The organism is Cellulomonas sp. P4_H4, from assembly GCF_056400865.1.
Genome location: NZ_JBFUKL010000004.1, coordinates 283,079 through 298,188 on the forward strand (window position 1 = coordinate 283,079; position 15,110 = coordinate 298,188).

The following is a 15,110-nucleotide window of genomic DNA, read 5'->3' on the forward strand; positions in this document are numbered from 1 at the left end:
CACACCAGTGTGCAATGCCGCTGCGCGTGCACCAGAGTCGAGGGGAAACACACGATGACCGCATTCAGCTCGGCACCCGCTGACGTTCGCCCGTTCCACGTCGCCATCCCGAACGTCGAGCTCGATGACCTCAAGGAACGGCTTGCCCGGACGCGGTGGCCAGATCGGGAGACCGTCCGCGACTGGTCGCAGGGTGTCCCCGTGGAGAGCGCCAGATCGCTCGTCTCGTACTGGGAGCGCGAGTACGACTGGCGCCGCTTCGAGTCCGAGCTCAACTCGTTCCCTCAGTTCCTGACCACGATCGACGGGCTCGACATCCATTTCCTCCACGTCAGGTCCGCGAACCCCGGCGCGCTGCCTCTGGTCCTGACGCACGGGTGGCCGACGTCGGTCGCCGACTTCCTGAGGTTGATCGGGCCGCTCACGGATCCCGTCGCGTTCGGAGGGGATGCCGCCGACTCCTTCGATGTCGTCATCCCGTCTCTCCCGGGATTCGGGTTCTCCGGCAAGCCGACCGACGCAGGATGGGACGTCACCCGCATCGCCGGAGCGTGGACGGAGCTCATGCGCCGACTCGGCTACCGCTCCTGGTCGGCCCATGGCAACGACTGGGGGGCGGCCATCACCACGGTCCTCGGCGCGATGGAACCTCAGGGTCTCCTCGGAGTTCACCTGAGCACGCCGTACGCATTCCCGGAGCACGTTCCCGAGACGCTGACGCCCGAAGAGCGCCAGGCGGTGGACGGCCTGGCCCTCTACGCCGGCCCGCTCGGCGGGTCCAATCACGTGCAGAGCACGAAGCCGCAGTCCGTCGGGTTCGCACTGGCAGACTCGCCGGCCGGTCAGGCGGCCTGGATCTACGAGAAGTTCCAGTCGAAGACGGACAACTGCGGGCTCGCCGAGGACGCCCTCAGCATCGACACCATGCTGGATGCGATATCGCTGTCCTGGTTCACCAACAGTGCTGCGTCGTCCGCCCGGATCTACTGGGAGAACCGATCGGCGAGCATGGCCGGCCCGAAGCTCACGCTGCCGGTGGCCGTGACCGTCTTCCCGCGAGACATCCCCCGGTTGCCGAGAAGCTGGATCGAGGCCGCCTACAGCAACCTGATCCACGTCGGTGTCGCCGACAGGGGCGGACACTTCGCTGCTCTCGAGCAGCCCGAGATCCTCGTCAGCGAACTACGCACCGGCCTGAGAGGCCTCCGCCGCCCATGAGCACGTGCACGGGCCGGCGCGTACACGCCCAGGACGAACACGCTGCCTTGCTTGCGGCATGATCCATCAGCTTGAGGTGGCCCGGTGACGACGGCGTAGACCGGGATGACCAGGAACGGCACCCGTAGGCGTCGCACCACAGTCCGTCACCCATCGCTGGCTCGGTTGGTGGTGACCGCGTGGATCTCCTCCACTTTCTCCAGCACGTCCGACACGTTGGCGTCGTCGTTCTGGATGACCTCGATCCGAGAGGCTTGCCACGCTGCCAGGTGACCGGCCACGTTGGCGTAGATGGACACCAGGGCCAGGTAGAGGATCGACGCCTGCTTCCAGGCGTCCGGTGCCCAGATGTAGACCGCGATCACGGGTGGGAAGTTCAGTAGCCAGAAGATCGTGAGCCAGCCGTTGATCTTCCTCATAAAGACCGGGTCCTCCTGGATGGAGGCCCAGAGTGTCTGTGCCACGCTCATGGCTTCTCCTCTTCCTCGACGTAGAGCTGTCACCTCTAGCTTCTGCATCTCGTCCTGGCGGCGGGCCCAAGCTCCAAGAGCAGGCCCGCGATCACTAGCTTCGGCAGGACGATGGCACTGCCGGACGGCGGCGGCGCGCCGGGCGCCCACGGTTCATCCTTGTGGGTGACCGTCGTGGCGACCGGGACCCGCGGTCGGCGGGTCAGTTGGTGATCGAGCGGCGACCGCCGACGCGGATCCAGATCAGCAGCACGATGATCGCGCCGATGATCGACCCGATGAGGCCGGCGGGCTGCAGGAAGCCGTCGTCGGCGTCCTTGTGGAACAGCAGGTAGCCGAGGAACCCGCCGACGAACGATCCGATGATCCCGATGACGATGGTCATGGGGATCGAGAGGTTCTGCTTGCCGGGGACGAGCAGGCGCGCGAGCAGCCCGGCGATGAGCCCGACGATGATGATGGTGATGATGAGTCCCAGCATGGTGGTGCCTTTCTGAGGGGGTACGTCCCTCGACCTCACCACCCCTAAGGCTGGTGCAGTACACCCCTAGGGGGGTCTACGGTCGAGCAGTGCGCGGTAGGGCCGCCCCCGAACGGAATTCGGAGCGCTCCGTCGCGGCCTTCCACGCCGGCCAGCGTGTCTCCGCGGAGACGTCGGGCACGTGGACGTTGTCGATGGACGGGCACGTCATGCAGGCGGCGCAGGCACCGGCCGCGGCCCACTGCCCACGATGCCGCGGGCCGGGCAGCCCATCAACGGCGCCCGCGTCGCGACCGTCACAGTCAGTCACGTCGGTCCGCGTTCGACGTGCTCGACATGGACACCGTCCAAGCCGAGCAGCAGATCGCAACGCGAGCAGGGATCAGTCGTGGGCGCGCCAGCGCACGCCGTAGCGTTGGACAACGTCGAGGTCCTCGAGCCGAACAGGTTGCGTGGTCGCTCCTGATCCTCGGGAACTCGACGACATCATCACCCCGGCACTCGGCTCACCGGCGAGCCGTCACCCCCACCCGGAGTTCGAAGAGCCACAAGATGGACGCTTTCGCATCGAGCGTGCCCGAAGGAGACCTCATGACCGAACTTCCCCGCTTGGAGCGAGCGGGCACCCACACGCGGCTGATCGTGGACGGCTCGCCGTTCCTCTGCCTGGGCGGCGAGCTGCGCAACTCCAGCGCCTCTGATCCCGTGCACATGGCACCCATTTGGCAAGCGATCGGGAGGTCCGGAGTGAACTCGATCATCGCTCCCGTCGGGTGGGATCAGGTGGAGCCGTCCGAGGGTGAGTTCGACTTCGGCGTCGTCGACGAGCTGCTCTCTGGTGCGCGCTCGGCCGGCGTCCGCCTCGTCCTCATCTGGTTCGGCGCGTTCAAGAACGCCTTGTCCACCTATGCACCGACGTGGGTCCGCCAGGACTCCGCCCGATTCGAGCGTGCCGACCGCGGACCGTCCCCCTCGCGGGCTCCTTTTACTTACTCGGGATCGATGCCTCGCCCCACGCTGTCGGTGTTCTCCGGGCCTCTGCGTGAAGCAGACGAGGCAGCCTATGGAGCGCTGATGGAGCACATCGCCCGGGTGGACGAGGATCACACCGTCATCATGATGCAGGTGGAGAACGAGGTAGGGCTCTTGGGATCGAGCCGCGACCGTTCCTCGGCCGCGCAGCTCGCCTGGCTGTCGCCCGTTCCTGAGGCCCTCGTCGAGGCAGTGGCGAGCCAACCGACCGCCTTCGACGACGACGTCGTCGATCTGTTCGGTCGCTCGCGCCCGGGCGGCGCATCGTGGCAGCAGCGATTCGGCGACGACGATCCGCTGGCCGACGAGGTCTTCATGGCGTGGGGGTTCGCCAGCTATGTCGGCGCCCTGGCCGAGATGGGCAAGCAGATCAAGGCCTTGCCTGCCTACGCGAACGCCTGGCTGGGCCCCCAGCCAGGTCAGGACATGCCGGGCCAGTATCCCAGCGGTGGTCCGACCGCACGGATGAGCGGGGTGTGGCGCGTCGCCGGGCCGGCGCTCGATTTCGTGGCCCCCGACATCTACATCTCCGACAGCGAGTCGGTCATGCGCGACTACTCGTCGGGGATCAACCCGCTTTTCATCCCTGAGGCGCGTGTTCTGACCGGTGACGCCTTCCGCGCGTTCGGTGCTTTCAACGCCATGGGGTACCACGTCTTCGGAATCGACGACGTCCGTGAAGACAGTCAGCTCTACGACGCCTTCCGGAAACTTCTCGCGCTCGCCCCGCAGATCCTCGAAGCCCAGCGGGACGGTCGCGTGATGGGATTCGCGCTGGAGCCGGGGACGGATGCGGCCACCGCGCGACTCGGGTCGACGACCGTCACGGTGCGAAGCGCGCCGAAGCTCCTCACTGACATGCTGCTCGATGCGGGTGTCCGGCTGCCGGAGCCGGCCCCGCTTCCCGACGAGACTCTGCCGACCGCCCACGCGCCCTCCCCGCGAGACTCGCGTCCGTTCGGAGTCATCCTGCAAACCGGAGATCTCGAATACATCGCACTGGGACGGCAGGCGATGATCGACTTCAGTCGAGAGGGATCTCTGCTCGAGATCGACAGCCTGCGGGAGCTTCGCCTTCACGACGGCGCCTGGGTCGAGGGCCGCATCCTCAACGGAGACGAACGACTGATGGTCCTCGGCCCAGACGGAGTGTCGGCCGTGAAGATCACGCTGATCGAGCGGTGAGTGGGCCAGGCACGACGTCATGAACGCTGAGTCGCTAGACAACGTCGAGGTCCTCGAGCAGCACAGGGTTGCTTGGTCGCTCCTGATCCCTGGACCTCAACGACATCACCCCGGCACTCGGCTCCCCGGCGAGCCGTCACCCAATCGAGAACAGTCAACGATGCGTGGTGCTCTCCGCCGCGCATCGCGTAAATCAACAGATCACACACGGTTTCGCCAGATGGTGCGAGATTTCGGGGAGCGGCTGTCGGCCCCGGGATTCTTCAAGGGTCGCAGGTTCAAATCCTGTCAGCCCGACAGCCCCTGACCTTCTCCTTTTGGCCCGACGGAAACATCTCACTGTGCGCTCGACTGGACCGAGACGTCCGTGGGCCACGCCGGCGGTCGTTCATTCACCCGTCTCGATGAGTTCCGTGGCCGAGTCGATTGCCTCGATCAGTCCGGGCCTATCCGCTAAGCGGGGCCGCAGCAAACCAAGGTCGGGCGACTGCGGACGCCCGTTGAGGGTCGCGCGGCTTTCGGTGAGAATTGCGCCATGGCGCTGACCACCCGGCTGCTGACGCCGGCCACGTGGGAGGACTTCGCCGCGCTCGTCGAGTCGAACAACGGTGTGTGGGGTGGCTGCTGGTGCATCGGATTCCATCCTGGCGGCTCCACCGGAACACGCCAGGGCAACCACGACGCCAAGCAGCAGCTCGTGCAGCGGGGAGCGGTGCACCAAGTACTGGTCTACGACGAGGACAGATGTGTCGGCTGGTGCCAGTTCGGCACTCCGCCGGAGCTCCCTAACATCAAGAGTCGCCGCGCCTACGACGCGGAAGCTCAGGATCCGCCCGACTGGCGGATCGGGTGCATCTTCACGAACTCGAAGGACCGCGGCAACGGGATCGCTGCGGCCGCCGTGCAAGGGGCCCTGGAGGAGATCAAGCGCGCCGGCGGAGGCGTCGTCGAGGCGTATCCCGAACAGACGGCGGATCGACCGCCGCAGCGGGGCGCGTATCTCCATACCGGACCCGAAGAACTGTATGTGCGGCATGGATTTGTGAGGGACCGGCGCATCGCCAAGTGGCGGTGGGTCATGCGCGCCAACCTCTGACTACATGAGCAGCCGGCCTGTCAGAGCTCGAATGCGGGATCCCGACTCCGATGTCCCGAGCTGGCAACCTGCCCCCGCCACACGTGAAGTCGAAGGTCAGAGGCCTACTCGAGCCGAGGAGCGAAAGTGCGTCTGATGTTCCTGCGGGCCGAACGTTGACACGACGGAGCAACGGGGGATGTGCTCTGTCCTGGCTCCGTCACCGCAGCGCAGCCCATGGGCGGCTACGAGGGGGACATCGACGCCTCGCAGCCACCGGTCGACCGGCCCGTGCGTGTCCGCCACGCTGGCGACATGGACGTCATGGACCCCGCCGAGTGCCGCCGCCGCTTCGGGTCCGCCCGGCGAGCCGTCCTGGCGACTAGCGGGTCGGACAACCAGCCGCATCTCGTGCCGGTGACGTTCGCACTCCTGGACGACGACGTCCTCGTCCACGCCGTCGACCACAAGCCCAAGCGAACGACGGCCCTGCGACGGCTCCGCACCATTGCCGAGAACCCGCGGGTCGCATTCCTGGTGGACCGGTACGACGACGACTGGGCTCGGTTGTGGTGGGTCCGTGCGGACGCCGAGGCGGTCGTCGTCAGGGACGGCGACCAGCATGGTCGCGCAGTGGCCGCCCTGGCCGCCCGCTACCAGCAGTACACCGAGGTTGAGCCGACCGGGCCCGTTGTGTGGGCGACGGTGCGCGGCTGGACGGGCTGGTCGGCCGCCGGGGCCTGACAACCCGCCCGCCGGACCGTTTGCAGCCCCGGGTGGTTACTGGGCTCACAACCCGGGGGTCGCAGGTTCAGATCCTGTCCTTGCTACAAGTCAAGTAGGAGGTCAGAGGCCCTTTCGCTCACCTGCGGTACGGCTTAGGACCCCGGGCTCGCGCGGCGCTCCAGGGCTTCGATGACGGTCTCGGCGATGTCGATGTCGTAGAGCCTCTCGACGCTCTGGAACCCGCCGGGACTCTCTGGGTTGATCTCCACCACCTTGCTGCCGATCACGTCGATGCCCACGAGGAACAAGCCGTCGGCGACTAGCTTGTCGCCGATCGCCTCGACGATGCTGAGCTCGGCCTCACCGACCTCAAGAGGCACCGACCGACCGCCGGTGCTGATGTTGGCGCGCGGGTCGTTGCCGGTGGGCACGCGTCGGAAGGCGGCGGGCCTGCCGTCGCGCTCGAGGATGCGGCCCTCCAGCAGGAAGATTCGGGCATCGCCGTCCGTGGCTCCGTCGATGAACTCCTGGATGATGGCGTAGCCGTCCTGCAGGACCGCCTCCGTCATCTGCGCGAGGTTGGTCTCTCCTGGGCCCTCGATCATGAAGACGTTGCGGCCCTTGGCCCCGTACAGCGGTTTGACGACGCAGTGGCCGACTTCGTCGACGAACCGCTCGATCGCCTCCGGATCTCGCGTCACCAGCGATCGTGGTCGGACCTTCTCGGGGAACTCCTCCAGGTAGAGCTTGCTGGTCGCTCGATGGAGGGTGTTCGGGTCGTTGACCACCGTCACACCTCGGGCCGCGAGCATCTGTCCGAACACCACGCCCATCGGGCTGGCCCACGGCCGCGCCTGCAGGTCGTCGATCGACTCGTTGCGCAGGACGAGCGCATCCAGGTCGTCCATGACGATCCGCTCGGCGTCGCGCGCCTTGATCCCCTCCATGAAGGTCGCGAGGGTGTCGTCGCTCTTCCACCTCGCGGCGCGAGCCCTGGCCGCGAGCAGCCCGTCGCTGCTGCCGAGCTCGAGGTCCCCGACACCGACATACCAGGTCTCGTGCCCGCCCCTTGCTGCGGCCCTGGCGAGTCGGGTGGTCGTGTACTCGTCCACCTCGGTCTCGACGTCGTTGACGAGAAATGCGAGCCTCATGCCGCCACGTCTCCCTCGTAGAGGTCGGTGACCGTCGCGCCCGCGCGCAGCCTCTCCAGACGCTCTTGTGCACCGGGAATGTCCAGCCAGCGTGGCCGCACCCACGGCGCGTGGAGCACCTCGCGGTCCAGCAGGTCCTGCACCAGGGGGATGTGGTCCAACGCGAGCTTGCCGACGAGCAGGACGTCGAGGCTGCTGCCCTCGGCGAGGGCGTCGAGGATGCGCGTGATCCCGCGCAGGTAGATCGCGTCCTTCACCCAACCGCCCCCGACGACGACCCGGATAGCGATGGACCACGCGGTCCGTGCCGGTATGCGGTGGTCGGCCCGCAGCGACTGGAAGATGTCCAGGAAGTCGGCGCCGTCGAGCAGCTTGCCGACCGCGACCACTCGCGCCGCGAGCACGCGCAGCCGACGCGGGTCCAACCCGCCGGCCAGGTACTCGGCGAGCACGGCGAGGCCCTCCTGGGTCTCGTCGTAGCCGGGCAGGCCGATGGTCAGCAGCGTCAGTGGCTGCCGGGCACCGTTCTGGTAGGTGACCACGTGGGTGCCGACCTCGTGGTGCAGCAACGGCTCGACCCGGTCGGCCCGGAAGGCGGCGGACTCCGGGATGAGCAGGCGGCCGAACGACACCATCAGCTCGGAGATGTCGTCCCGTACCTCGACGCGGACCGGGAAGTCCGGGTACACGGCGCGGTAGCGCTCGAACTCCGCGCGGGCCGCGTCGGCAAACGCACCGGCGGTGACGGTCTGGGTGCTGGGTGCCTGCGGAGGGATGGTCTCGAGCAGCTCCTGGGCTGCCGCGGCAAGCGGAGGGGCCACCGTTCCGTAGAGCTGGAGTGATCCGTACAGGAACCGTGACGTGTCGCGGTCCTCTAGCGCGGTGATCTGCCGGGCGATCTCGTCCCTCTTCGCCCGGAAGAGCGTGTGCAGCGCCGGGTCGTCCACGTTCTCGACCTCGAGGTCGTACAGGTCACGCTGCGCCAGGTCCGGGTCGAAGTCCAACGGCCGCAGCCGCAGCGTGGGGGCCGTGCCGAAGTCACTGCGTTCGAAGTCCGCCCACGCCTCCGCCGCGTTGAGTGGCGTGACGTTGACGAGCAGGTTCACGCGGCGCTCGATCTCGGTGAGCCGGGCGTCGACGTCGAGTGCGGGCGCCAGCTGCGCGGTCGACGATGACATCTCACGAACATACGTTGTGGGCCCAACCCTTGCACGGGCCGAACTTCCTCGTCCCGCACGCCGGTTGCACGTCGACGACACTAGAAAGAGTCACGCCGCGTTTCCGCTGGTCAGAGGCCTGTCTACGTGCTCCTCGACTGGACTCCGTCCAGTAGCGTGCCGACTTCCCGAATCCTTGGCAACTTGCTGATGCCATCGTCGTTGCCTGACAAAGGCCTTCGCTGCGTGATCGATCTGTCTATTGAAACTCGCCGAGTTTGTGATCATTCGGTCTATCGACGTCTGGGACGGTGCGACCTTGGCTGAGTCGATCGAGGAGGTACGGATGGACCTCATCCTGGCCGAGGTGGAGTGCGTTGAGGCACGCTTGAGAGATCAGAGCGTCCGCGGCCAGCGGGGGATCGCAGTCCCCACGTTTACCCCACGAATTCGCCGCATGGCGACGCTCAACAACAGTTAGCGATGCGCGGTGGTCGCCACCGCGGGATCGCGTAAATCCGCAGATCACACGGTTTCACCAGTTGGTGCGAGATGTCGGGGGAGAGGCTGTCGGCCCCGGGATTCTTCAAGGGGTCGCAGGTTCACATCCTGTCAGCCCGACTGGTGTTTATGCATGTCAGAGGCACTTTCTAGGAACCATCGTCTAGGCCATGCCACCTATGTGCCACCAACAGCCCTGCTGACATCGAGAGATGCAGTTGGGGCTGATGTCTCACTTTGAATCGCCCCTGGGTTGATTGGAGGCACCCGCGCAGCTTCGTGTCGCTCGAGCGAGCCGATCATCGCCTCACCCACGGCAGCCAGGCCAAGCGCGCGAGCACGCACGCATCGTCAGCGCATGGGCCGATCCCTATCTGATGCAGCCGAGCGAGCCCAGGGGTCTGACCAGGTCCGGTGTCCGGTGGTGCGTGCGGCGACGAGCTCCGGGACGGCCGGCAGATTGTTATCCGGTTGCTCGCGGGTGGGCGGACCCCGCGAAGGGGTGGATTTGTCGGAAATGGGGTGTCTGACGGCGCCTTTCGGAGCATTCTTGTCTCCAGCGTGGCCATCCCGACCGCGCACCCCTTGGGCATCCATGTTCGAGAGAGAGACACGCCATGAAGACTGCGTATCGGGTCCTCGCCTACCTCGTTGCTGCGGGCGTCTTCGTCCAGGCCGGTCTGATCGCCCTGGCCTGGTTCACCGCCATCAACGACGTCGACAACGGAGCGATCATCGACTCGAGCTATGAGGGCAACTTCGCGCACTCGGCGCACGGCACGGTCGGGATGATGGTGATCCCGCTCATTGCGATCCTCTTGTTCATCATCTCGTTCTTCGCCAAGTTTGCCGGCGCCGTGCGGTTCGCGGCGATCATCCTCGGTCTCGTCGTCCTGCAGGTCGTCCTGGCGTTCGTCGCGTTCGGCGCCCCAGTCGTCGGCGCCCTGCACGGGATGAACGCGCTTGTGATCCTGGGCGTGAGCATCACGGCCGCGCAGCGGGTTCCGCGAGTGAAGTCGGCGCCCGCGCCGGCTGACGCCCTCGCTTGACGACATGACGGAGCAGGCTGCCCTTCGACGCAGGCGACAGGTCGTTGCCGGCGTCGTGGCCGCGCTGCTCGTCGTCGCTCCGCTCGCGTGGTTCTGGTGGACCAGCCTCGTTCCGGCACACGCGTCCGTGATGGACATGGGCTATGAGGACCTGGGCGTGGCGACGGCGACGACGCACGGGCATGGAGGCTCCGACGAGGGCGGCCCCACGGTGAGCGTCGCCGACCTGACAGGACCGGCCGACGGCGCCCCGGACGTCGACGTGACGCTCACGATGGACCGCGGCAACGTCGAGCTCGCAGACGGGCGCAGCGTGCCCGGCTACACGGTCAACGGGTCGTCGCCAGGACCGACCATCGACGCGACCGTCGGGGACCTGGTCCAGGTCACCTTGGTGAACCGGTCGGTCGCGGACGGAGTGACGTTGCACTGGCACGGCGTCGACGTGCCCAACGCGGAGGACGGCGTCGCGGGTGTGACGCAGGACGCCGTGCCGGAGGGTGGCCAGCACGTCTACCGCTTCGTCGTCGACGACGCGGGCACGTACTGGTACCACTCGCACCAGGTGTCGCACGCGCAGGTCCGCGGGGGACTGTTCGGTGCGCTCGTCGTGCACCCTGTGGCGGCCGCCGATCACGACGTCGACGTCGTGGCGCTCGCGCACACGTACGGCGCGACTCCGACGGTCGGCGGGAACCCGGGCCCGATGCGGGTGCCGGCCGACCCCGGGGCGACTGCGCGGGTCCGCGTGATCAACACCGGTTCCGGGGTCCTGCGCGTCTGGGTGCCGGGCGCGAGCTACCGTCTGCTCGCGGTCGACGGGCGCGACGTGAACGGCCCCGGTGCGATCGATGGCCTGGCTGTCGTCGTGGCCGCAGGCGGCCGAGCAGACGTCGAGGTCGCAGCCCCGGACGACGGCACGGCGGTGCGCGTCCGGCTCGGGTCGCTCTCGGTGCTCGTCGGCGGCGGCGACACCGTGGACGGCGCGGATCCGCGCGCCACGCTCGACCTCCTCGACTACGGGACGCCGGCTGACGTCGGCTTCGACCCGCAGGCGGCCGATCGACGATTCACGTACGCGATCGGCCGTCGGCCCGGATTCGTCGACGGCCTGCCCGGACTGCAGTGGACGATCAACGGGCACACGTTTCCCGACGTCCCGATGTTTATGGTGAGCGAGGGCGACGTGGTCGCCATGACCATCCGCAACTCGAGCGGTCAGCCGCACCCGATGCACCTGCACGGGCACCACCTGCTCGTCCTCTCCCGCGACGGCCAGCCGTCGAGAGGTAGCCCGTGGTGGGTGGACTCGCTGGAGGTCGAGAACGGCCAGACCTACGAGGTCGCGTTCGTCGCCGACAACCCCGGAGTCTGGATGGACCACTGCCACAACCTCCCGCACGCGCAGCAAGGTCTCGTCGCGCACGTCGCGTACACGGGGGTGACCGAGCCGTTCCGGCTGGGTGGCGACGCCGACAACGATCCCGAGTGACTCGCTGTCACGGCGGCCGCGCGGGCGGCGGCTCAGCCGGTCAGAGCAGCGGACTCATGCCTCTGCGACCCGGCTCGTGCACGACATGAGAGAAGCCGCGTTCCGCGGGTCGGAGGCCAGTCTGCTGGCTCCCTCGACTGGACTCGAACCAGCAATAGTTGCTGAGGACGACGCCGCTCCCGGTCGCATACCAGGCTGAGCGTCGTGGCGCGGCGGACTTGCGCACCATGGAACTCGTCGCGGCGAGCCGGCCGGGCAGGGCGACGGGCAGGTCCCATGTCAGGACCGTCCAACTCGTCGTTGGTACCGCTCGACGGTCGCGCATGTACTGGCGTACGGGACGGCACTCGGGTAGCGACTTCCGGAGTGCGTAAGTTCCACGCCGCCCAAGTGCAGCCATAGCTATCCGCGAGCCGCAGAGAGCCGGCGGCGCCCCGGACGGCGCGGGGCCGCCGCGTCCGGGGCACAAGGCGACGCCCGAACCATTTACCACTCGGGACAAAATCCGGCTAGCGCCGAAGTTCGCCCAACGCCGCGAACCGGATCATGTGGGCCTGGCCGCTGTGAAGTGTGTACTCGTGGAGCACTTTGATCAGCGTGTACCCGAGCGGCTGCCCGTGCCCAAGGCCCGCAGACTCATAGTTCGGCAGCGCCGCGATGGCGACATCTGCTCGAGCGGATTCCGCAAGATACCCGCGGATGTCGTCCTCGACTGTGTCGGCGCTGCCCCCGTCGAAGTCATCATCGCCGTAGTAGTCGAATCGCTCGCCAGCGCCGAGACCCCACGCAAGGTAGAAATGCTCCATCTGACGCATGTGGCGCACGAGTCCGAGAACTGAAAGCTCCACCGGCGGGACAGACCAAGTTGCAATCTGGCTCGAATCGAGGTCGCGCAGCTTCCGCAGAAACTCATGCCGCTGGTAGTGCAACCAAGCGATGAGATCGTCTTTCGGATCACCCGTCGGCGCAGGCTGATCAGACGGAGAGAGATCAACGGAGTCGAGGACGCTGAGTGCCACATCACAGGCTCCCGCGAGTCCGACGCCTTGTCGATGCCGATGCACTAGCTGGTGACCGTGCACCAGGAGCCGCGCCCAGCGCAGACCTGATCAGGCGCTTGTTCAGCGTCTCAGCCCTGATCGTTCAGGCGGGCGGGGGGTTCGTTGGTCACTTGCTGACTCGACCCCGTGGGCCAGCTGTCGGGGACCCGACGGAGTGGGGTCGAGGTCTGTGTCCGGCACGGCCCGCCCGGAGCCGTGAGTCGCCAGCGACGGCTGCCCCGAGGAGGACCGCCAGCCTTCCCGCGGCCCGCCCCGGGCATTCCTACCGGTCGAAAGAGTGGCGCAGGACGTACTTGGCGGTCCGCTGGCCGATCGCGACGCCGTCGTCAACGGCGCTGCGGAAGTGCACGCCGCCCCAGATCCTGGCGTTTCCGACCTCGCTCGTGAGGTCCTGCAAGGTCGCGAAGTGCCGCGCTGCGCCGCCCGTCACGCTGGGGACGGTGTAATCGATCTGCGCGGTGCCCAGGAACCGCGAGATCACGATCCCTGCAGCGGGTGTGATGCAGCTGTGCGCACTCGGGTACTCGGGGTGGTTCGGCGTCGGGATCAGCGGCGTCCAGGACGGGTCAGCGGTCGTGCGGCCGTTCCCGTCGGTGTCCCCAGCGGGGATCGCGGTCATCGGGCGCCAGAACGCGTAGCGGTATTTGGCGTCGAAGCAGGCGATCAAGGCGTCGGCGTAGGTCACGGACATCATGGCCTGGAAACGCGCGGCGTCGGCCAAGTCCAGGTCGTGCTGGTCGAGGAAGAGGCGGAACGAGGCGTGTGCCTGCGTGAACGGCGGTTCACCCCAGAAGCGGGCGGCCGCGGTCTGGTCCGGCGTCCGAACGGCGCTCGTGGCCGAACCAAACGCTTTCACCTCGGCGTAGTCCGTGGCCCACCGCCGGCTGTCGAGGTTCGGCGGCCCGTCGGGGCGGAACTGGTCGGCCGAGCGCAGCGCGAACGGGCGCATCCCGGGGAGGAATGTCCCCACCGGCGGGGTCGGAGCGGTCGGGATCCACGTTCCGACGGGCGCCGGGACCGGTGGCGTGTAGGGCACCGTGGCGCGGAAGCCGTCGTCGCGGCGCAGCTCGATCAGCGCGGCCGCGACGCGCTCGCCGACTGCGACGCCCGCCGTCTCGGCGCTGCCGTCGGGGATCGACGCGAGCGCCGCCTCGTACGCCGGGTCCAGGATCGTCGGCTTCTGGGCGGGTAGGTAGTGTGCCAGGACCCGGTGCGCGGCGGTGGACACCGCCGCCTCGGCGGACGCGCCGCGAGGGGCGTCCGCGTCCACGGCGAAGTGGTCGCCGTCGCCGTGGACCGCCACCGCGGCGTCGTACTCCGCGATCGCGACGTACGCGAACATGACGTGGCTCTCGACGGGGTTGAATCCGGCGGCGACGATGGCTTGGGTGGCCGTGAGGTCCCACGCGGCCACGAAGAGGTCCGGGGCACCGTGGGAGTGGTCGCCGGCGACGGCGACCCCGGACCCGGCCATCGTGCAACCGACGGCGAGCGCTGCCACGACGGCGGGAGCACGCCATCGACGGCCACCGAGGCTGCGTGCTTGCAGGGAACTGCTTGTGCGCCTGGACATCGTTGTCTCCTTCGGCTGACTTTTCGGGCCGACCAGCGCGCCGTCACAGCTCGACGTCGCGGTCGGCGCACGCGGACCTCGTCACCTGCGCCACGCAGGGTGGAACGATGACTCCTTCCACCACCCGGTTTGCTCAACGGGGCGGAACTGGGAACTGCGAGGCCAACGGAGGCGGGGCCGACCCACTGGAGCACCTGCGCGGCCACTTTCTCACCGCTGACGGCGAGGACTGGGCCGACCGTCACTCGTCGGGTCTGACGAACTCGATCGAGTCGAAGATGGCGCGTGCCTCTTCGATCAGCGCCGGATTGATCGAAGGGTCGGATCCCACCATGATCACGGCGCGCTCGCCGTTCAGGTCGACCGCTCGGTAGGTATCGCGCTCGCCCACACTTGAGTACCCGCGTCCGTTGCAGCTCTGAGCGAAGTCCGAGTAGATGCACAACGTGCGGTCGTCGCAGGCGGTGAAGTCGACGTCACTCTCGGCGGCGTGGTCGAACTCGAAGCCGGCGTAGTCGCCGACCATGACCTCGACGGCAGGGGTGCTCACCGTTGACGCCTGCGCCGCCATCGCCTCGACGAACACTGCAGCCGTCGGATCGATCTGGACGAGCGCGCCCCTCCAGCCGCATGCGTCCGTCGGGACATAGACGACGGGGTAAAAAAACAGGGCGACATTCCATGAATTCGGGAGATCCGGGTCGTCCTTGCCCAGGCTCGCGCCGTCGAAGGTCTCCCAGCCGTCTGAGATGGTGATCTCGAAGGGCACCGGGTAGCCGGTCACGAGGTAGGTGCCAGCGTCGATGGAGCCGCTCTGCGGGAACGGTGCGATCGTGTCAGCCTCCGCGGTCGGTGCGGGGGCCGGCGGTTCGGTCGCGGTGCACGCGGCGAGGCCGACGCACGCCAGTAGAGCGGCGGCAACACCCACCCGCCGCGAGC

Annotated in this window: 13 protein-coding genes; 6 read left to right on the forward strand and 7 right to left on the reverse strand. The window is 67.7% G+C overall.

Annotation, left to right across the window (positions count from 1 at the left end; genetic code table 11):
• The first annotated feature begins 54 nt into the window (after nucleotides 1-54).
• Nucleotides 55-1,218, forward strand: a complete 1,164-nt coding sequence (locus AC1DPN_RS14460) for an epoxide hydrolase family protein (RefSeq protein ID WP_477085453.1) — start codon at nucleotides 55-57, stop codon at nucleotides 1,216-1,218.
• A 146-nt stretch (nucleotides 1,219-1,364) separates the two neighbouring features.
• Here AC1DPN_RS14460 and AC1DPN_RS14465 read toward each other — a convergent pair whose 3' ends face one another.
• Nucleotides 1,365-1,688: a hypothetical protein gene (locus tag AC1DPN_RS14465; protein ID WP_477085454.1), complete on the reverse strand. Its 324-nt coding sequence runs from the start codon at nucleotides 1,686-1,688 to the stop codon at nucleotides 1,365-1,367.
• A gap of 202 nt (nucleotides 1,689-1,890) precedes the next feature.
• Nucleotides 1,891-2,169, reverse strand: a complete 279-nt coding sequence (locus tag AC1DPN_RS14470; RefSeq protein WP_477085455.1) for a GlsB/YeaQ/YmgE family stress response membrane protein — start codon at nucleotides 2,167-2,169, stop codon at nucleotides 1,891-1,893.
• Between the two features lie 591 nt (nucleotides 2,170-2,760).
• Between AC1DPN_RS14470 and AC1DPN_RS14475 the strand changes: the two genes are divergently transcribed.
• From AC1DPN_RS14475 to AC1DPN_RS14485, 3 genes are all read left to right on the forward strand, one after another.
• Entirely contained in the window at nucleotides 2,761-4,386 is a 1,626-nt protein-coding gene (locus AC1DPN_RS14475; RefSeq protein WP_477085456.1) for a DUF5597 domain-containing protein, read from the forward strand.
• Nucleotides 4,387-4,921: 535 nt separating this feature from the next.
• Nucleotides 4,922-5,482, forward strand: coding sequence for a GNAT family N-acetyltransferase (locus tag AC1DPN_RS14480; RefSeq protein WP_477085457.1), 561 nt, complete (start codon nucleotides 4,922-4,924; stop codon nucleotides 5,480-5,482).
• Nucleotides 5,483-5,776: 294 nt separating this feature from the next.
• Complete coding sequence (locus AC1DPN_RS14485; RefSeq protein ID WP_477085458.1) at nucleotides 5,777-6,205, forward strand: TIGR03668 family PPOX class F420-dependent oxidoreductase; 429 nt, start codon at nucleotides 5,777-5,779, stop codon at nucleotides 6,203-6,205.
• Between the two features lie 134 nt (nucleotides 6,206-6,339).
• Here the strand turns inward: AC1DPN_RS14485 and AC1DPN_RS14490 are convergent, their stop codons facing one another.
• Both AC1DPN_RS14490 and AC1DPN_RS14495 read right to left on the reverse strand, forming a co-directional pair.
• On the reverse strand, nucleotides 6,340-7,338 hold the full coding sequence (locus tag AC1DPN_RS14490) for an ATP-grasp domain-containing protein (protein WP_477085459.1): 999 nt from the start codon (nucleotides 7,336-7,338) through the stop codon (nucleotides 6,340-6,342).
• Entirely contained in the window at nucleotides 7,335-8,516 is a 1,182-nt protein-coding gene (locus tag AC1DPN_RS14495; RefSeq protein WP_477085460.1) for a flavohemoglobin expression-modulating QEGLA motif protein, read from the reverse strand. Before AC1DPN_RS14495 ends, AC1DPN_RS14490 begins: the two co-directional genes overlap by 4 nt.
• A gap of 1,097 nt (nucleotides 8,517-9,613) precedes the next feature.
• Between AC1DPN_RS14495 and AC1DPN_RS14500 the strand changes: the two genes are divergently transcribed.
• Nucleotides 9,614-10,045, forward strand: coding sequence for a hypothetical protein (locus AC1DPN_RS14500; RefSeq protein ID WP_477085461.1), 432 nt, complete (start codon nucleotides 9,614-9,616; stop codon nucleotides 10,043-10,045).
• A 4-nt stretch (nucleotides 10,046-10,049) separates the two neighbouring features.
• The gene (locus AC1DPN_RS14505; protein ID WP_477085462.1) at nucleotides 10,050-11,537 is read left to right on the forward strand and encodes a multicopper oxidase family protein; all 1,488 of its coding nucleotides are present in this window, start codon (nucleotides 10,050-10,052) and stop codon (nucleotides 11,535-11,537) included.
• Between the two features lie 509 nt (nucleotides 11,538-12,046).
• Here the strand turns inward: AC1DPN_RS14505 and AC1DPN_RS14510 are convergent.
• The 3 genes from AC1DPN_RS14510 to AC1DPN_RS14520 all read right to left on the reverse strand — a co-directional run bounded on the left by AC1DPN_RS14510 (nucleotide 12,047) and on the right by AC1DPN_RS14520 (nucleotide 14,955).
• Nucleotides 12,047-12,556 carry a mycothiol transferase gene (locus tag AC1DPN_RS14510; RefSeq protein ID WP_477085463.1) on the reverse strand — a complete coding sequence of 170 codons (510 nt, stop codon included), beginning with the start codon at nucleotides 12,554-12,556 and terminating at the stop codon, nucleotides 12,047-12,049.
• A 304-nt stretch (nucleotides 12,557-12,860) separates the two neighbouring features.
• Nucleotides 12,861-14,171 carry a vanadium-dependent haloperoxidase gene (locus AC1DPN_RS14515; RefSeq protein ID WP_477085464.1) on the reverse strand — a complete coding sequence of 437 codons (1,311 nt, stop codon included), beginning with the start codon at nucleotides 14,169-14,171 and terminating at the stop codon, nucleotides 12,861-12,863.
• A gap of 241 nt (nucleotides 14,172-14,412) precedes the next feature.
• Nucleotides 14,413-14,955 (reverse strand): hypothetical protein, encoded by a 543-nt coding sequence (locus AC1DPN_RS14520; RefSeq protein WP_477085465.1) that lies wholly within the window; start codon nucleotides 14,953-14,955, stop codon nucleotides 14,413-14,415.
• Nucleotides 14,956-15,110 lie beyond the last annotated feature (155 nt).